The 16,304-nt window shown below is 67.3% G+C and carries 18 protein-coding genes and 1 tRNA gene; 9 read left to right on the plus strand and 10 right to left on the minus strand.

Annotated elements, in window-relative coordinates; genetic code table 11:
• Window positions 1–110: 110 nt before the first annotated feature.
• The gene (locus QN152_10405) at window positions 111–536 is read left to right on the plus strand and encodes a cyclic nucleotide-binding domain-containing protein (GenBank protein MDR7539921.1); all 426 of its coding nucleotides are present in this window, start codon (window positions 111–113) and stop codon (window positions 534–536) included.
• A gap of 76 nt (window positions 537–612) precedes the next feature.
• Window positions 613–1,611, plus strand: coding sequence for a glyoxylate reductase (gene gyaR, locus QN152_10410; protein MDR7539922.1), 999 nt, complete (start codon window positions 613–615; stop codon window positions 1,609–1,611).
• A gap of 107 nt (window positions 1,612–1,718) precedes the next feature.
• Here the strand turns inward: gyaR and QN152_10415 are convergent, their stop codons facing one another.
• From QN152_10415 to QN152_10435, 5 genes are all read right to left on the minus strand, one after another.
• Window positions 1,719–3,293: an ABC transporter substrate-binding protein gene (locus QN152_10415; protein MDR7539923.1), complete on the minus strand. Its 1,575-nt coding sequence runs from the start codon at window positions 3,291–3,293 to the stop codon at window positions 1,719–1,721.
• A gap of 143 nt (window positions 3,294–3,436) precedes the next feature.
• On the minus strand, window positions 3,437–4,264 hold the full coding sequence (locus QN152_10420; GenBank protein MDR7539924.1) for an ABC transporter permease: 828 nt from the start codon (window positions 4,262–4,264) through the stop codon (window positions 3,437–3,439).
• Window positions 4,264–5,274 carry an ABC transporter permease gene (locus QN152_10425; protein ID MDR7539925.1) on the minus strand — a complete coding sequence of 337 codons (1,011 nt, stop codon included), beginning with the start codon at window positions 5,272–5,274 and terminating at the stop codon, window positions 4,264–4,266. Before QN152_10425 ends, QN152_10420 begins: the two co-directional genes overlap by 1 nt.
• 42 nt (window positions 5,275–5,316) lie before the next feature.
• Window positions 5,317–6,135 carry an amino acid ABC transporter permease gene (locus tag QN152_10430; protein ID MDR7539926.1) on the minus strand — a complete coding sequence of 273 codons (819 nt, stop codon included), beginning with the start codon at window positions 6,133–6,135 and terminating at the stop codon, window positions 5,317–5,319.
• 155 nt (window positions 6,136–6,290) lie between these two features.
• A complete protein-coding gene (locus tag QN152_10435; GenBank protein ID MDR7539927.1) occupies window positions 6,291–7,112 on the minus strand; it encodes a basic amino acid ABC transporter substrate-binding protein in 822 nt (273 codons plus the stop codon).
• Between the two features lie 213 nt (window positions 7,113–7,325).
• Between QN152_10435 and QN152_10440 the strand changes: the two genes are divergently transcribed.
• The 4 genes from QN152_10440 (at window position 7,326) to QN152_10455 (ending at window position 10,097) form a co-directional block, all read left to right on the plus strand.
• Window positions 7,326–7,841, plus strand: coding sequence for an ECF transporter S component (locus QN152_10440; GenBank protein ID MDR7539928.1), 516 nt, complete (start codon window positions 7,326–7,328; stop codon window positions 7,839–7,841).
• Window positions 7,842–7,886: 45 nt separating this feature from the next.
• A complete protein-coding gene (locus tag QN152_10445) occupies window positions 7,887–8,309 on the plus strand; it encodes a DUF488 family protein (protein MDR7539929.1) in 423 nt (140 codons plus the stop codon).
• An 83-nt stretch (window positions 8,310–8,392) separates the two neighbouring features.
• Window positions 8,393–8,467, plus strand: a tRNA-Val gene (locus QN152_10450).
• A 274-nt stretch (window positions 8,468–8,741) separates the two neighbouring features.
• Window positions 8,742–10,097 (plus strand): FAD-binding oxidoreductase, encoded by a 1,356-nt coding sequence (locus tag QN152_10455; GenBank protein MDR7539930.1) that lies wholly within the window; start codon window positions 8,742–8,744, stop codon window positions 10,095–10,097.
• A gap of 9 nt (window positions 10,098–10,106) precedes the next feature.
• On the opposite strand, the gene QN152_10460 is transcribed toward QN152_10455, so the two are convergent.
• The 5 genes from QN152_10460 to QN152_10480 form a co-directional block, all read right to left on the minus strand.
• Window positions 10,107–10,805 (minus strand): ABC transporter ATP-binding protein, encoded by a 699-nt coding sequence (locus QN152_10460; protein MDR7539931.1) that lies wholly within the window; start codon window positions 10,803–10,805, stop codon window positions 10,107–10,109.
• Window positions 10,798–11,547: an ABC transporter ATP-binding protein gene (locus tag QN152_10465; GenBank protein ID MDR7539932.1), complete on the minus strand. Its 750-nt coding sequence runs from the start codon at window positions 11,545–11,547 to the stop codon at window positions 10,798–10,800. The genes QN152_10460 and QN152_10465 overlap by 8 nt, the downstream gene beginning before the upstream one ends.
• Entirely contained in the window at window positions 11,540–12,517 is a 978-nt protein-coding gene (locus QN152_10470) for a branched-chain amino acid ABC transporter permease (protein MDR7539933.1), read from the minus strand. Before QN152_10470 ends, QN152_10465 begins: the two co-directional genes overlap by 8 nt.
• Before the next feature lie 8 nt (window positions 12,518–12,525).
• Window positions 12,526–13,404: a branched-chain amino acid ABC transporter permease gene (locus tag QN152_10475; GenBank protein MDR7539934.1), complete on the minus strand. Its 879-nt coding sequence runs from the start codon at window positions 13,402–13,404 to the stop codon at window positions 12,526–12,528.
• A gap of 75 nt (window positions 13,405–13,479) precedes the next feature.
• The gene (locus tag QN152_10480) at window positions 13,480–14,715 is read right to left on the minus strand and encodes an ABC transporter substrate-binding protein (GenBank protein ID MDR7539935.1); all 1,236 of its coding nucleotides are present in this window, start codon (window positions 14,713–14,715) and stop codon (window positions 13,480–13,482) included.
• 308 nt (window positions 14,716–15,023) lie between these two features.
• Here QN152_10480 and QN152_10485 point away from each other — a divergent pair, with 308 nt between their 5' ends.
• Genes QN152_10485 through QN152_10495 form a run of 3 tightly spaced genes read left to right on the plus strand, consistent with a single transcriptional unit; the run spans window position 15,024 to window position 16,230 of the window.
• Window positions 15,024–15,161: a hypothetical protein gene (locus QN152_10485; GenBank protein ID MDR7539936.1), complete on the plus strand. Its 138-nt coding sequence runs from the start codon at window positions 15,024–15,026 to the stop codon at window positions 15,159–15,161.
• Entirely contained in the window at window positions 15,154–15,429 is a 276-nt protein-coding gene (locus tag QN152_10490; GenBank protein ID MDR7539937.1) for an acyl-CoA dehydrogenase family protein, read from the plus strand. The genes QN152_10485 and QN152_10490 overlap by 8 nt, the downstream gene beginning before the upstream one ends.
• A gap of 42 nt (window positions 15,430–15,471) precedes the next feature.
• Window positions 15,472–16,230 carry a sulfite exporter TauE/SafE family protein gene (locus tag QN152_10495; GenBank protein MDR7539938.1) on the plus strand — a complete coding sequence of 253 codons (759 nt, stop codon included), beginning with the start codon at window positions 15,472–15,474 and terminating at the stop codon, window positions 16,228–16,230.
• The last annotated feature ends 74 nt before the right edge of the window (window positions 16,231–16,304 follow it).

Here is a 16,304-nt window from a genome sequence, read left to right on the forward strand (position 1 = left end):
CAGTCCAACCTACGGTCATGTTGGTTGGACAGGCAGCTCGCGGCGAGGGGAGAGGGAGGGGCTGGTCTGCCGACGAATCCAGACTCGATTTCCGGCTCCGGGGGTGAGCAGTGGCGGAAGGCTCGTACGTCCAGTACCTGCAAAACGTCCCGATCTTCAGCAGCCTGTCGGCCGGGGAGCTGGAGGCTGTGACCCGGTCCCTGAAGGAGCGGACCTATGAGCCGGGCGCCCTGATCGTGAGGCAGGGCGACCCGGGCATTGGGTTCTTCCTCATCGTGGAGGGGCGGGTGGAGGTGAGCCACGACGGGCACCACATCCGCGACATGGGCCCGGGGGAGTTCTTCGGCGAGCTGGCGCTGCTGGAGGAGCGCGCCCGCACCGCCACGGTCACCGCCCGGGAGCGCACCCGCTGCCTGCAGCTGGTCCGCTGGGATTTCCGGGCGCTGCTCCAGGAGCACCCGGAGATGGCCGTCCGGCTGCTGGAGGTCGTGGTGCGCCGGCTGCGCGAGCACCCGGCGGTGCAGGAGACCGACTGACGCCTGCGGCGCCGGGCTCTGAAGCCTGCAGGCGAGTCCTGATGGTTGGGTCCCAATGACGGAAGGGAGATAGCCGATGGCCCGTCCCAAGGTATATGTCTGCCGCCCCCTGCCCGAGCGGGCCATGGCCCTGCTGCGGGAGCGTACAGAGATGCGGGTGTGGGAGCAGCACGATGTCCCCCCGCCGCGCGAGGTCCTGCTGCGGGAGGTGGCCGATATCGACGGCCTGCTCTCCCTGCTCACCGACCGCATCGACGGCGAGCTGCTGGAACGGGCGCCGCGGCTGCGCGTGGTCGCCAACTATGCGGTGGGCTATGACAACATCGCCGTCCCCGTGGCCACGGCCCGCGGTATCGTGGTCACCAACACCCCCGGAGTGCTCACCGAGACCGTCGCCGACTTCGCCATGGCCCTGATCCTGGCGGCGGCCCGCCGCCTGGTGGAGGCGGACCGGTACACGCGGGCCGGACAGTGGCGTTCCTGGGAGCCGATGCTCTTCCTGGGGCAGGATGTGCACGGGGCGACCCTGGGGCTGGTGGGCCTGGGGCGCATTGGCAGCGCGGTGGCCCGCCGGGCGAAGGGATTCAGCATGCGCATCCTCTACTACGATGTGGTCCGCCGCCCCGACCTGGAATCGGAGCTGGGAATCGAGTACCGCCCCTTCCAGGAGGTGCTGCGGGAGGCGGACTTTCTCAGCATCCACACCCCGCTCACCCCGGAGACGCGCCACCTCATTGGCCGGGAGCAGTTGAAGATGATGAAGCGCACCGCGGTCCTGGTGAACACCGCCCGCGGGCCCATCGTGGACACCCTGGCCCTGGCCGAAGCGCTGCGGGAGAGGTGGATCTGGGGCGCGGCGCTGGACGTCTTCGAACAGGAACCGGTGCAGCCCGACCACCCGTTGCTGGCCCTGGACAACGTGATTGTGGCCCCTCACATCGCCAGCGCCAGCATCGAGACCCGCACCCAGATGGCCCTGATGGCCGTGGAGAACCTGCTGGCGGTGCTGGAGGGGCGGCGCCCGCCCAACCCGGTCAACCCTGAGGTCCTGGAGTCTCCCCGGCCGCGGCCGTAGGCCCCGACCCACCGGGCGCGGCCGCAGGTCCCGCTTCCGCCGGCTGCGCAAAACGCCAGGAGGGCCATCGTTCGGCGCTCCTGGCGTTTTGCGGGATCTATCCGCGGCTATTCCTTGAACACCGTCCAGGTGCGGAAGCTCATGTCCGGGTTGAGGATGATCCCCTTCACGTTCTTCTGGTAGATGGCATAGGCCTGCAGGTTGTTGGACCACATGGGCACCAGGATGGCGCTCTCCGCCAGCAGGCGCTGTGCCTGCTGGTAGAGGCGGGTGCGTTCCGCGCGGTCAGCCGTCATCTTGGCCTGGGTCAGCATCTGCTTGAACTGATCGTAGTACTGCTTGTCCCGCGCGCTGGTCGCCTTGTTCAGGAAGGTCCCCAGGCCCTCCGGCGATTCGATCAGCCAGGGGGAGAGGAAGTTATCCGGGTCGACGAAGTCCGGGAACCACCCCAGGAAGAACATGCCGAACTGCCCGGCGGCCATGGACTTGGTGTAGGTGGCCCACTCCTGGGTCTTGATTTCCACGCTGGCCAGACCCGTCTCCTCGATGGCCCGCTTGACTACCGCGCCGGCGTCGGGCTCGGTGTTCCCGTAGCGCACGGGGGTCAGCCACAGGATCAGGGTCAGCTTCTTGCCCTCGCTGTACCCGGCCTCTCGCAGCAGGCTGCGCGCCTGGTCCAGGTTCCGCTTGGGGAAGGCCTCTATGTGGCTCCACAGCCCCGGTGGGACCATGCTGTACAGCGGGGTGTTGATGCCGCCGAAGACGTTGCGGGCGATGCGGTCGCGGTCCAGGGCAAAGGCCACGGCGCGGCGCACCCGCACGTCGTCGAAGGGCTTGGCCGTCACGTTAAAGACAATGTACCGCACGGAGAGGCTGGGTCCGCGCAGCACGGACACCCGCGGGCTCTGCTGCAGACGGCGGATGTCCTCGGGGTTGAAGGTGCGGAAGCCCACGTCCACCTGCCCGGCCTCCACCGCCGCCGCCAGGGCCGAGGCGTCGGCGTAGAAGACGGTGATTACCCGTTTGCTCCGGGGCTGAGGACCCCAGTAGCCGGGATAGGCCTCGTAGACCGTGCGCTGGTCGGGCACGTACTGGGCCAGGCGGTAGGGGCCCGTCCCGACGAAGCGCCCCTTGGCGTACTCGTTGGCCGGCCCGGTGAAGCGGTAGATGTGTGCGGGCGCCACGCCCCAGGTCATGCGGGAAAGGAAGGTGGCGTCCCGCTCCTTGACCCTGATGCGCACGGTCCGGGTATCGACCACCTCGACCGTCTTGATGTTCTCGATGAGGGCCACACCGCCCTCAGGCCCCTTGCGCCGCAGCACCGTCTCCAGGGACTGCTTGACCGAGGCCGCGTCGAAGGGCCTCCCGTCGGTGAAGGTCACTCCCGGGCGCAGGCGGAAGGTGTAGCTCAGCCCGTCCGGGGCGATCTGCCAGGACTCGGCCAGCTGGCCGACGATATCGGTCGTCCCCGGCTTGAACTGCACCAGGGCTTCGGAGATCTGTCCGAAGACGTGCCAGGTCCAGTAGTCGTATGAGTTCTCCGGGGACAGCTCCGTGATCTTATCCGTGGTGCCCAGGACGATGGTGTCCTGGGGCGCCGCGGCCGGTGCGATAGCAGGACCCCCGGCCAGCAGCAGCGCCGCCAGCAGCAGGACTCCCAGGGCCAGGCGCGATTGTCTCATGCCCCCACCTCCTGTGAGAGGATTCTGCAGACCGTCGGACAGTGGCTCAAAGAAGGAACATTCGCCGGCGAGGCGGGCCGCCCTGCTGCGGCGGCTGGCGTAAGGCCCCCGATGGTCAGGCGGGGCGCCCTGCCGTAGAGTGCTCACACCAGGCGCCGCCGCCTGGGATTCAGCCGGTCGTTGACGCCCTCGCCTATCATGCCGAAGCCCACGGAGAGCAGGATGATCATCAGCCCGGGGAAGGTGATCAGCCACCAGTACCCCGCCTGGAGGAACTTCTGGCCGTTCTGGATGTCGAAGCCCCAGTCCGGCGTGGGGGGCGGCAGGCCGAAGCCGAGGAAGGAGAGGGCTGCCTCGGTGAGGATGGCATCGGCGATGTTGAACGAAGGCACCGTCATCACCGCGGACATCGTGTTGGGGGCGATGTGTCGCACCAGCGTCCGTGCCCCTGAGGCCCCCAGGGCCCGTGCCGCCTCCACGAACTCCTGTGTGCGCACCGCCAGCACCTGCCCGCGAGCCACCCGGAAGTAGGTAGGGATGTAGACGAAGGCGATGGCCGCCGTCATGTTGGCCAGCCCGGGACCCAGCATGGCCACGATAGCGATGGCCAGGATCAGGGCGGGGAAGGAGTAGATGGCGTCCATGACCAGGGAGAGGACCCGGTCCAGCCGGCCGCCGGCGTATCCGGCGATCCAGCCCAGCGTGGTGCCCAGGACCAGGGAGAGGGCGCAGGAGATGAGGGCTACCAGGATGGGCACTCGCCCGCCGTGGAGCACCCGACTGAACACGTCCCGCTGCAGCTGGTCGGTGCCCATGTAGTAGGGTCGGCCAGGGGGCTGCAGGCGTTCGCCGTCGGTAGGCACCGTGGGGTCAAAGGGAGCGAGCAGGGGCGCCAGCAGGGTCACCGCCGCCACCAGTCCGACGATGACCATGCCGGCAACCAGCAGGTAGTCGCGGCGCAGGCGCAGCATCAGAAGCGGATCCGCGGGTCGAGGCGGGCGTAGAGCACGTCCACCAGCAGGTTGACCGCGGAGATGAAGAAGGCGATGAAGACCACCGCACCCTGAATGGCGGTAAAGTCCCGGGAGGAGATACCCTCCAGCAGGTAGCGGGCGATCCCCGGCCAGGAGTAGACGGTCTCGGTGAGGATCGCCCCCGCCATGAGCAGGGCGAACTGCAGTCCCACCACCGTAACGATAGGGATCAGGGCGTTGGCCAGGGCGTGCCGCGTGATCACCTTTCGCTCGTGCAGTCCCTTGGCCCGGGCCACGGTGACGTACTCCCGGTCCAGTACCTCCAGCATGCTGGAGCGGGTCATCCGGCCGATGAACCCGGAGACGACGATGGCCAGCGTAAGGGCGGGCAGGATCAGGTGGCGCACGGCACTGGCGAACAGGGTCAGGTCGCCGCGCAGCAGGGTATCCAGGGTGTAGATGTTGGTGATGGGGACGAAGAAGGCGGCGGCCACCGGGTCCAGCCGTCCGCCGGCGGGAAAGAGCCGCCAGCGCACGGCGAAGAGCATGAGGAACATCAGGCCGATCCAGAAGATGGGCATGGCGAAGGAGGCGATGTTCAGCACGCGGATCACGTGGTCGGCGCGGCGGTCCCGCCGTACTGAGGCGTAGACGCCACTAAAGAGCCCCAGCAGAGTCGCCCCCAGCATGCCAAAGATGGCCAGCTCGAAGGTGGCCGGGAAGCGCAGCAGCAGCTCCTGCGCCACCGGCAGTCCGGTGCGCACCGAGGTGCCGAAGTCCAGGCGCACGGCGTCGCCCAGGTAGTCCAGGTACTGCACCAGGATCGGCCGGTTCAGGCCCAACAGCTCCCGGCACTGGGCGATGTCCTCCGGGGTGACATTGCGGCCCCCCAGCAGGGCCAGGCAGGGGTCTCCGGGCAGGATGCGCAGGATGACGAAGACCAGGGAGAGCAGGATGAGCAGCATGGGGACAGTCAGCGCCAGCCGGGCCACGATGTATCGGAACATGGTCCGTCTCCAGTCTACGTCAGGGGCGACCGCGGGTGTATGTCAGTGGCGGCCGCGGGTGGCCCAGCGCTCGATCCCGCGCACGCCCAGCGAGCCCACCAGACTCATGGTCAGGTAGAGCAGCGCCACCATATTGTACGTCTGGAATGAGCGGAAGGTCCGGGCGTTGAGCAGGGCGCCGGAGTAGGTGAGTTCCTGCACCGAGATCACCGAAGCCAGCGAGGAGTCCTTGAGCATGGAGATGAAGTCGTTGGCCAGCGGCGGCAGGATCACCCGCACCGCCTGCGGCAGGATGATGAAGCGCATGGCCTGCCAGTAGGAGAGCCCCAGGGAGCGCGCCGCCTCCATTTGCCCGCGGGGGATGGACTCGATGCCCGCGCGGTAGATCTCCGCCAGGTAGGCCCCGTAGCCGATCCCCAGGCCCAGCGTGGCCCGGACCATGTCGTTGCGGAACCAGCGGATGCCGGTGGCATCCGCCAGCGCCGGCGTGACCACGAAGGCGATGTAGAGGAGCTGCACCAGCAGCGGAACGCCGCGGATGACCTCGATGTACAGCCGGGAGAGGGTGTAGGGGACCGGGTGGCGGGAGAGCTGGGCCAGCGCGGCGATCAGCCCCAGGACCATGGCCAGGGCGTAGGAGGAGACGGCCAGGCGGATGGTAAGGACCACGCCTGCGGCCAGGAACCGATAGGTTTCGACGTAGACGGGGGAGTTGAGGATACCGTAGAGGACCAGCAGCCCGCCCAGGATGAGGATAACGCCCCACCAGGGCACGCGCTGCAGGACATCGAGAGGAAGCAGCCGTCCCCGGGCGGCGAGGTGGGCCGCGGCTTCTGTGGGGGGTGCGGTCGAGGGCCCCATGCAGAGAAACCGTTCGGGTGCGGGGAGGTGCCTCCCTCCCCGCACCCGAACCAGCAGCCTGCCCCAGAGCCGGGCTCAGCCGGTAGGCGGGAGTCCCAAGAACCGCCTGCGATCCCCGGGGTGCCCCCGGCTAGCCGGGCCGCCAGCCAGCGGCACTACTTCGGCTTCCACTCCACGAACCACTTCTGGTAGAGCTTGTCCAGGAAGCCCTGCTCCTTGAGCTGGGTGAGGGCGGCGTTGAAGGCGTCCTGCAGCGTCTTGTCACCCTCGCGCACCACGATCCCCAGACCCTCGCTGGTGAGCTTCTCCCCCACCACCTTTAGCTGCCCGGGGTTGGTGCCCATGTAGCCGGAGGCAGCCACGCTGTCGATGAGCACGGCGTCTGCATCCTTCTGCAGCAGGGACTGCACGGCCAGGTCGAAGGTGCGGAAGCGCTTGACCTCCTTGATCTTGCCCTCGTTCTGCAGCTTGGTGGCCAGCTCGTCATTGGTGGTGCCGGTCTGAACGGCCACAACCTTGTCCGCCAGGTCGTCAGCCCCCCTGATGCGCTCCTCGTCCGAGCGCACCAGGACCACCTGCCCCACCTCGATGTAGGGCATGGTGAAGTCCATGGTCTTGTCGCGCTCCTCGGTGATGGTCACCCCGGAGATGACGGCGTCGTAGTCCCCCTTCTGCAGCGCGGCGAAGATGCCTTCCCAGGCCGTGCTCTTGATCTCCGGCTTGCAGTTGACCAGGCGGCAGATCTCGTTGATCAGGTCGATGTCGTAGCCGATGATGTTCTTGTTCTCATCGAGCATCTCGAAGGGCGGGTAGGTGGCGTCGGTAGCCACGCGGATGGTACGCCCTCCCAGATCTGGAACCTGAGCGGCCGGCGCTGGCGCGGGAGCCGGCTGTCGCGCCTGCTGTCGCTGGCACCCGGCGGCGACCAGCGCCGCCGCCACCAGGATAACCGCGAGCACCCCTGCAGATCTGCGCATGATCCCTCCTCCCCTGCGGTGCGGGTAACGGTGTCCTCAGCACATCGCGTCCAGGAGTACTTGGGTAGTTCTTTAGCCTGGCGTGATCTCCTCTTTCGCCTCTGCCGCAGGCCGGAACGTTTTGTTCGTCTCCGGTCGCGGTGGCGAAGGCGCCGACCGCGCTGCTGGGATATACTGAAGGACGATACCTGTGCAGACTGTGAGGTGGTCACTGTGAAGTCCCGGGACCTGGCTGCGGCCGCAATCTTTGTGGCTCTGACCTTCGTGGTTACGCGCTACACGGTGATTCCCATCCCGGCGACGAAGGGCTACTTCAACCTGGGAGAGGTGGTCATCTACATCGCCGCCCTGGCCTTTGGGCCGCTGGTGGGGTTGCTGGCCGGTGGCGTGGGCTCGGCCCTGGCCGACCTGGCCGCGGCACCCCAGTTCGCCCCATTCACCCTGGTGATTAAGGGCATCGAAGGGTACCTGGTGGGCCGCCTGGCCGGCCCGACGACGCCCCTCCGGCTGCGGGCCACGGTCCTGGGTGGGGCCTGGATGGTGGCGGGCTACTTCGCCGCGGAGACGCTCTTTGCCCGGTTCCTGGGCATCGCCCCCACACCCGCCACCGCCGTCGCCGCTGCGCTTACCGAGGTGCCTTTCAACATCGTGCAGGTCACTGCCGGCGTGGTGGTGGCGGTGCTGGTGGCGGTGCGCCTGGTGCCGCTGATGGCGGAGAAGCCGCGGTAAGCCCGCTGCTGGGACACCGCCGGCTCCACGGTGGCGCCAGGAAGAATGCTCAGGGTCAAACGTATCTACGAGCTGCCTTCCCCCGGAGACGGGCAGCGTTTTCTGGTGGAGCGTCTCTGGGCCCGCGGGGTGTCGCGGCAGGAAGCCCGGCTGGCGGGGTGGCTGAAGGATCTGGCCCCCAGCCCGGAACTGCGCACGTGGTTCGGGCACGATCCGGCCCGCTGGGAGGAGTTCCGCCGGCGCTACCGCGCGGAGCTACAGGCGCCGGAGAAGCAAGCGCTGCTGCACCGGCTGGCCGCTGCCGCCCGGGCCGGTCCGGTCACGCTGGTCTACGCCGCCCGCGACAGGGAGCACAACAGCGCGGTGGTGTTGAGGGAGGTCCTGGAGGAGCGGTACCTGCGGCGAAGGTCTCCCGCGCCCCGGGCACAACAGGCGGGGCGGAGACAGCGCGCCGGCCAGGCACGGTAGACGGGGCGGGCAGGGCCCGGTTCCGCCGGCCGCCCTCCTGAGGTATACTTCTAGCGCCGGTTCCGGTCTGGCGCCGGCCTGCCGGGCGCTTAGCTCAGAGGAAGAGCGCCTCTCTGACGCAGAGGAGGTCGGAGGTTCAAGTCCTCCAGCGCCCACCATCAAACCCCGGGACGGGGCAATGCTCAATCCTGCGGTGTCAATGGCGAGAGGGGCTGCTGGAGCAGCGCAAGCACACGTACAAGCGGCAGGTGCGCTGGGAGCAGCGAGCGAGTGGGCGAGACCCGTTTGCTCGACCGCCTGAAGTCCCAAGGAGCCACCCCCCTGCACCAGAGAAGACATCATGCAGGCGTAAGATCAAAGGAGATCTGGCTCCGGGCCGGTTTCCTGAGGTGCTCCCGGGCCCGGGAATCGGGGCCGCAGGGCGGGGTTGCCATGGGGAGTGATCCGCTGGAGGATCTGCGGGCGCAACTTGCCGAGAAAGTCACGTTCAATCCCTACATCCTCGAAACCCACGGCCGGTGCGAGAGTTATCCCGAGGCCCGCCCTCCTCTTGCGGTGGTCTTCGCCGAATCGGTCCAGGACGTCCAGCTGGTCCTCGCCTGGGCGTCGACCCACCACATTGCGGTCATTCCCTTCGGAGCCGGCACGAGCCTGGAAGCCCAGTTGCTCCCCCAGGGCTCAGCCATCAGCCTGGATCTTTCCAGGTTGAATCGCCTCCTGGAACTTCGGCCGCAGGATTTCCTGGCCGTGGTCGAGGCCGGCCTGACCTATCCGGCTCTCACCCGGGCCCTGGAGCGACACGGGCTTTTCTTTCCGGTGGACCCAGGCGCGGAGGCCACGCTGGGCGGGATGGCGGCCACCAACGCCTCCGGGACCACGACCATCCGCTACGGCGGGATGCGCCAGAATGTCCTGGCCCTGGAGGTGGTCCTGGCCAGCGGAGAGGTCTTACAGGTCGGCCGGCCGGTGCAGAAGACCAGCAGCGGCTACGACCTGAAGGACCTGTTCATCGGATCGGAGGGCACACTGGGCGTGATCACCAAACTCACCGTGCGGCTGCACCCCCGGCCTGTCCATGTCCACACTATCAGGGCTGTCTTCCCCAATCTGGACGCCACCGTGGAGGGAGCCACCCTTATCCTGGCCAGTGGATTGCCTGTCGCCCGGCTTGAAATGGTCGATGAACTGGGCATGAGGGCCGTGAACCGCTACCTGAATCGTACATACCCGGAGAGTCCGGCCCTCTTCCTCGAGTTCCACTCCGGCACCGCCGCCGCCATCGGCGAAGAATCCAGGGAAGTGCAGGGATTGCTGGACGCCGCCGGGGCACTGTCGGTGGATATCGCCAGGACTCCCCTCGAACGGGACGCGCAGTGGGAAGCCCGTCACAAGCTCTACTGGGCGCTTATCGCGCTCTTCCCCGGCTGCTCCTACATGATCACCGACACGGCCGTGCCCCTTACCCGCCTGCCGGAGATGGTCACGCAGGCACAACGCCTGCTGGCGGACATGGACCTGCCGGGGTCCATCGTGGGGCACGTAGGGGAGGGGAACTTCCACACGCTGGTGGCGGTGGCGCCGGCGGACTACCCTCGTGCCGAGCAATTTGCAGAGCGCGTGGCTGAGGCGGCGGTACGCCTGGGGGGGACCATCAGCGGCGAGCACGGCGTGGGCTTGCGGAAGAGAAGACTCCTCCACCTGGAACACGGCCCCGCCGTGGAGTGGATGCGCCGGGTGAAGGATCTCTTCGATCCACAGGGCATCCTGAATCCCGGCAAGATCTTCTGAGCGCCAGGCTCACACCAGCAGGTAGCGGCGCCTCACCTCCTGGTTGCCCCTAAGGTCGCTGACGCTGCCGTGGTAGCGAATGCGACCATCATCGATGACATAACCCCGGTCGGCGATCCTGAGAGCCGCCTGGACGTTCTGCTCCGCCAGCAGGACCGTGAGCCCCGTAGCCTTGAGATCAAGAATCCGCTCTTCGAGAGCGCGCACCAAGCGTGGGGCCAGCCCTTCCAGCGGTTCGTCCAGCAGGAGAAGTTCAGGATTCCCCACCAGGGCCCGGGCGATGGCCAGCATCTTCTGCTCGCCTCCGCTGAGATGCCCGCCTTTGCGGGAGGCTTTTTCCTTCAGGATCGGAAAGAGCTCGAACACCGCTGCCAGGTCCCAGCCGGCTTGGCGGGTGGGTTTTCGGGCGGCAATCTCCAGGTTCTCCGCCACCGTCAGGTCGGCGAAGATCCGGCGGTCGTCGGGGACGTAGCCGATGCCCAGGCGTGCAATCCGATGCGGGGGAAGGCCCCCGAGATCGACCCCCTTGAAGCGGATGCGCCCGCGCCGCGGGGGCACTATCCCCATGATGCTCTTCAGGGTGGTGGTCTTGCCGGCTCCGTTGCGGCCCAGGAGGCAGACCACCTCCCCCCGGTCAACGCGCAGCGACACGTCGAAAAGGATGTGGCTCAGGCCGTAGTAGGTGTGGATCCCCTGGACCTCAAGCATCGCCCGCCCCCAGGTAGGCCTCCTGGACTGCGGGATTCCGCCGTACCGCCTCCGGCGGCCCCTGCATGATGGTCCGGCCGCCATGCATGACCATGATGCTTTCCGCCGCAGCGAAGACCACGTCCATGTCATGCTCGCAGAACAGGATGGTCAAGCCGTGCTCCCGCGCCAGGCGCCTGATCAGGACCAGGGTGGCGGCGGTCTCTTCGGGCGACATTCCCGCGGTGGGCTCGTCCAGGACCAGCAGCCGGGGCTGACTGCCCAGGGCGATGGCTATTTCCAGGATGCGCTGGTCGCCGTGGGAAAGGGTTCCCGCCAGGTGGTCGGCTTTGCTCAGCAGACCGGTGTCGGCCAGGATGCGTTCGGTTTGCACCACGGCCAGGCCGTCTGCCGCCGCAAAGAGATTCAGGCTCGCCCGGTGTCTCGACAGCACCGCGACCTGGACATTCCTGAAGACGGTCAGCCGGGGGAAGATGTTCACAATTTGAAATGTGCGTCCAATCCCGCGCCGGCAGATCTCGTGCGCAGGAAGTCCCGTGATCTCGGTGCCGTCGAATATGATCTGCCCGCGGTCCGGCCGCAGCACTCCCGTGATGAGATTGAACAGCGTAGTCTTCCCCGCGCCATTGGGTCCGATGACTGCCACGATGGCACCGGCATCTACGCCCAGGTCCGCGCCGTCCACCGCCGGGAATCCGTCGAACGCCTTGGCGACGCGCTGGACGCGCAGAAGTTCAGGCATCGGGGCCTGCGCCCGGTCGGGGCCGGGGAGCCTGTGACCTCATCCGGATCATGCGCTCCTGAACGTGCCCCATGACGCCTTCGGGCATGAAGAAGATCAGGAGGATCAACATGATGCCTAAGATCGTGGTCCAGTTCTCGGTGTACCGGCCGGCGATGATCCGCAGGGTGACCACGATGGCCGCGCCCAGCATCGGCCCCAGAAAGGTGAACCATCCGCCGAGCAGGCACATCACCAGAATCTCCAGGGACAGCACCCAGAAGAGCATGTTGGGAAAGACCGACCGCTCCAGCGCCACATAGAGGACGCCCGCCGCCCCGGCGAAGAACGCGGCGATGATGATGGCCACCAACCGGTGCACGCGCACGTCGATACCCACCACCTGGCAGCGTTGGGGGTTATCCCGCACCGCCTGGAGCGTGGCCCCAAACGGAGACCTGACGATCAGATACAGGGCCGCCAGCGACGCGGCCACAGCGGCCAGGATAAGATAATAGACGTTCTCCACGGGGCGCAGGATCGGCGGCAGCGGAATTCCGTGAATGCCATTGTCGCCACCGGTGAACGAGTACCAGCGCAGGACGATGACCCAGAGCAGCGACCCCAGCGAGATCTGCAGCATGCCGAAATACAGCCGGGTCAGCCGCACGCAGACCCAGCCGATCAGCCATCCCGTCAGGGCGGCCGCCGGGGGACCGGCGAGGAAGGCCGCCCAGGCTGGCCATCCCCACCTGGTAATGGCCAGCGCGGCGGTGTAGGCTCCCACACCGTAGAACACCGCATGGTGAAACTGGTAGATCCCTCCGTAGCCCAGCGCCAGGTTCAGGCTGGTGGCCAGCAGCCCCATCACCAGGGCCAGGGCCAGGAGGTAGGTGTAGAACGAGGGCAGGACGGCCGGGGCCGCGGCCAGGATGGCGACGGCGGCCAGCACGCTGGCGGGTACTGACCGCCCCAGGAACTGTGCGCGCACGGACCTCTCTACCACACCGAGCGGAGCAACCCGGTGGGCCGCACGAGCAGCACCAGCACCGTGGCCGCATACGGGAAGACGATGGCAAACTGGGGCCAGATCAACAGCCCCAGCGACTGCGTGACCCCAAAGAGCAGCGCACCGACCAGGGCCCCCCAGAGGTTCCCCAGCCCGCCGATGGTGACGATCAGGAATGCTTCGATGATGATGGTGTGGTCCATCCCCAGCGTAATGCTGGTGGTGGGGGCCACCAGCGCGCCGCCCAGGCCGGCGAGATAACTTCCGACCAGGAACGCCGCGGCCAGGATCCGGCTCACGTCGATGCCCAGGACACCCACCATCTCCCGGTCCACCGCCGCCGCCCTGGCCATCCGGCCCAGCCGGGTCTTGTGGGTGAAGGCCCACATCCCCACCGCGACCAGCGGGCCCACCAGCAGCAGGAAGAGATTGTACCGGGGCACCGCCGCCCCCAGGATGTGGGCGGCCCCCCGCAGGATGGGCGGGGCCAGCACGGAACGATAGTCCGCCCCCCAGATGAGTTTCACCACGTCGTTGAGGATGAGCATGATGCCCCAGGTGAACAGGATCAGCATCAGGTGCTCGCGCTCATACAGCCGGGACAGCAGCGCGCGCTCGACCACCAGGCCGACCACTGCCCCCGCCAGGGGAGCCGCCAGCAACGCCAGCCACAGCCCCGCGGCGTTGCTCCCCAGCCCCGTGGCGATGGTGAAGGCTGCGAATGCGCCAATCATGTACAGCGACCCGTGGAACACGTTGGGCACCCGCAGCACGCCCAGGACGAAGCTCAGCCCGGCGGAGACGATGAACAGAATCATCGCCCGGCTCAGGCCGACCAGGAGCTGGCTGCCGATTACCTGGAGATCCATCCCGGAGAGGGCGGGGCGGCGACCGGGCGGACGGGCGCGCCCGGCCGCCGCTCTAACCGTGCAACGAGGTTGCCCTCACCGCCGCCGGGCTCGGGCCACATCCTCGCAGGTGGGCATGACGTCCGCGCCCCGCAGGATCACCGGATTGGCGGCGACAATGGCGTTGAGCTGCAGATTCTTCTTGGTCACCCCGGCAATGATGGGGTAGATGACCTGGTGATCGCAGGCCCGCATCTCCACTTCGCCCACCGGGGATCGAATCCTCAGGCCTTCCAGCGCATCGATGATCTTCTCCCTGTCCAGCGATCGGGCTTTCCGGATGGCCTCCGCGATGAAGTAGGCCGTGTTGTAGCCGTGGAAGGCCGGAAATCCTGGCGGCGTACCGTAGGCCGCCTGGAACGCCCGGACGAAGGCCTGGTTGGCCGGTGTCTCCGGGTAGTACCAGAGGTAATCGGTGGTGCCGGTAACCCCTTCGGGCACGTTCAGTCCCAGGGGGCGCAGCGCCGTGAAGTCGATGGCCGTATGAATCGCGCTGGGCACTCGTTCGGCAAACCCCACGGTCAGCATCGTTCGCAGCACGTTGGCCATGCCCGCGCCACCCGTGCCGAAGAAGGCCGCCTCGGGCCGGCCGGCCATTATGGACGTCAGGTACGGGACGAGATCAGGCTCGCCGGTCCGCCACCAGGTCTGCCCCGCCAGGGTCGCCTCGGGCTTCGCCCGCTTCATGAACCGCCAGAACGAGTTGGTGATGGCGTGGCCGTACTCATAGTCTTCGGCGCCGATCCAGAACCTGAGGAAGGGCTTCCGGGCAAAGTATTCGGCGAGGGCCTTGCCGGCCATGGCCGTGTTCTCCGTGGTGGAGAACACATAGCGGTGCCCCTGGGCCCCGGTGATGGCCTCGCTCTTGGAAATCCAGACGATGAACGGGATCTTCTGCTCCCGGGCCAGGGCAGAGATGGCCAGCGCAGTGGCACTGTTGATGGTACCCACGAGGAGATCTACCCGTTCCTGCAGGATAAGCTCTCGGGCCATGCTCAACCCGATTTCCGGTGAGAACCGTTCATCCCGGGTGACGAACTCGATCCTGGCGCCGAGCACTCCATCCCTGTTGATCTCGCCCAGGGCCAGCTTGAACCCGTTGAGGGCGTCATTGCTGAACACGGCCGGCGGTCCGCTGTAGGTGTCGACAATGCCGACCTTGACATTCCGTCCCAGGGTGGGGACCTGCGCCACTGAGGAGGGAGACAGGAACATCCCCGCCGCCAGCGTGACCGTGACCCCCATGAGGAGGGCAACCCATCCCTTGCCCATACGCCTTCCCCCCTTGACCCGCCTGCCACGGATTGCCCAAATCTTAGCCGTGCGGGGGAAAGAGTCCTTCAGTCTGTTGCCCTCCGCCGGGTGAACCTGGTCTCCGGCCCTTGCTCAAGGGGGTGTAGCCCTCAAAGGAAGGCAAGTTCACGGGGACAACGTGGGGCAATGCTAGGGGCAGGTTGTCTGGGAGCAACGAGCGAGTGGGCGAGGCCCGTCTGCTGGACCACCTGAAGTCCGAGGGAGGCACCCCCTGCATCAGAGAAGACATCTTGCAGGAGTGAGATCAAAGGAGGCTCAGCCATGGTGTGGAGGTCTTCAACACCATGATGGTGCCGGAGCGTCTGGCCTCGACCGGCGGCGCGCTGGGAGGCGCGCGGGCGGCCCTGGAGGTGGCGGTCGGCTACCGACTCCGGATTGCCGAGCGCCCGGCGCCTGGTGAGTGAGGCCAAGCGGTTCGCCACCGAGACCGCCTGGGAGGTTATCAACCTGGCCATGCAGATCGTGGGCGGCATCGGATACACCAATGTCTTCCCGCTGGAGCGGATCCTGCGCGACACGCGCCTGACGCAGATCTGGACCGGCACCAACGAGATAATGAGCCTGCTCATCCAGCACGAGTGCTACCAGGAGGTGCTGGGCGCTCCCCGGCCAGGCCGGCTGGTCGAGGCCGACGCGGCGGAGGCGGACGCGGTGGATGAGAAGGTCTACTAGGATGAAGAGATGTGGGTCAAAGGCTGGTGACGAGGACAGCGCATGGACATCCCGAGCCTGTCGCCGCAGGCCATGGCCCTTGTCAGCGCCATCGTCTTCGGCGCGGCCACGGTAAAAGGCCTCGCCGGGCTGGGTTTCCCGCTGATCGCCGTGCCGCTGGTGGCTAACGTCGTCGGCCCGCATTCTGCCGTGGTGATCATCGTGGTGCCCACGGTGGCCAGTAACCTCTTCATGGTGGCGCAGGGCTGGGGCCCGGGGGGCCACCTGCGGCAGATGGGCTGGCTGATTCTGGGGCTGGTGGCTGGTGCAGCGGTCGGCGCGCGCATGCTGCGGGAGATCAATCCGGCGGTTCTGGCGGCGGTGCTGGGCGTGGTGGCGGTGGGCTACTCCACCGCCGAGCTGGCGCGCCTCCCGCTACGACTGTCTTCTGCACCTCGCCCTCCGCTGAGCCTGGGCGTGGGCGCGGCCGCGGGGCTGCTCGGCGGCGCCACCAGTATCTACGCCCCTCTGCTGGCGGCCTACGTGGACAGCCTGCGCCTGGGCAAGGACGAGTTCGTCTTCTGGGTCACAGTCCTGTTCCTGATCGGGACCTCCACCCAGGTGCTCACCTACCTCCAGGTGGGCATCTACCGCAGCGGGCTGCTGGGTCCAGCCCTGTGGCTGTGCCTGCCCATGCTGGCGGGGACATGGCTGGGCATTCGCCTGCGTGGCCGGCTCTCCCCGGGCCGCTTTCGCACTCTGGTCCTGGTACTGGTACTGCTGTCGGGCACCAACCTGATCGCCCGATTCTTCTGGCGGTAAGACCACGAGGTGTAGCACCCCGGGAGCGTGTCCAGGCCCTCCCCGCACAGGGGGTCGTCCACGGGGAGCAGCGT

The organism is Armatimonadota bacterium (assembly GCA_031459715.1).
Classification (GTDB): Bacteria; Sysuimicrobiota; Sysuimicrobiia; order Sysuimicrobiales; family Humicultoraceae; genus Humicultor; species Humicultor tengchongensis.

What these genes read in the sequence shown, in the direction of transcription:
- gyaR (MDR7539922.1), top strand. Translation starts at nt 613, where the DNA reads ATGGCCCGTCCCAAGGTATATGTCTGCCGCCCCCTGCCCGAGCGGGCC.
- QN152_10415 (MDR7539923.1), bottom strand. Translation starts at nt 3,293, where the DNA reads ATGAGACAATCGCGCCTGGCCCTGGGAGTCCTGCTGCTGGCGGCGCTG.
- QN152_10420 (MDR7539924.1), bottom strand. Translation starts at nt 4,264, where the DNA reads ATGCTGCGCCTGCGCCGCGACTACCTGCTGGTTGCCGGCATGGTCATC.
- QN152_10425 (MDR7539925.1), bottom strand. Translation starts at nt 5,274, where the DNA reads ATGTTCCGATACATCGTGGCCCGGCTGGCGCTGACTGTCCCCATGCTG.
- QN152_10430 (MDR7539926.1), bottom strand. Translation starts at nt 6,135, where the DNA reads ATGGGGCCCTCGACCGCACCCCCCACAGAAGCCGCGGCCCACCTCGCC.
- QN152_10435 (MDR7539927.1), bottom strand. Translation starts at nt 7,112, where the DNA reads ATGCGCAGATCTGCAGGGGTGCTCGCGGTTATCCTGGTGGCGGCGGCG.
- QN152_10445 (MDR7539929.1), top strand. Translation starts at nt 7,887, where the DNA reads ATGCTCAGGGTCAAACGTATCTACGAGCTGCCTTCCCCCGGAGACGGG.
- QN152_10455 (MDR7539930.1), top strand. Translation starts at nt 8,742, where the DNA reads ATGGGGAGTGATCCGCTGGAGGATCTGCGGGCGCAACTTGCCGAGAAA.
- QN152_10460 (MDR7539931.1), bottom strand. Translation starts at nt 10,805, where the DNA reads ATGCTTGAGGTCCAGGGGATCCACACCTACTACGGCCTGAGCCACATC.
- QN152_10465 (MDR7539932.1), bottom strand. Translation starts at nt 11,547, where the DNA reads ATGCCTGAACTTCTGCGCGTCCAGCGCGTCGCCAAGGCGTTCGACGGA.
- QN152_10475 (MDR7539934.1), bottom strand. Translation starts at nt 13,404, where the DNA reads ATGGATCTCCAGGTAATCGGCAGCCAGCTCCTGGTCGGCCTGAGCCGG.
- QN152_10480 (MDR7539935.1), bottom strand. Translation starts at nt 14,715, where the DNA reads ATGGGCAAGGGATGGGTTGCCCTCCTCATGGGGGTCACGGTCACGCTG.
- QN152_10495 (MDR7539938.1), top strand. Translation starts at nt 15,472, where the DNA reads ATGGACATCCCGAGCCTGTCGCCGCAGGCCATGGCCCTTGTCAGCGCC.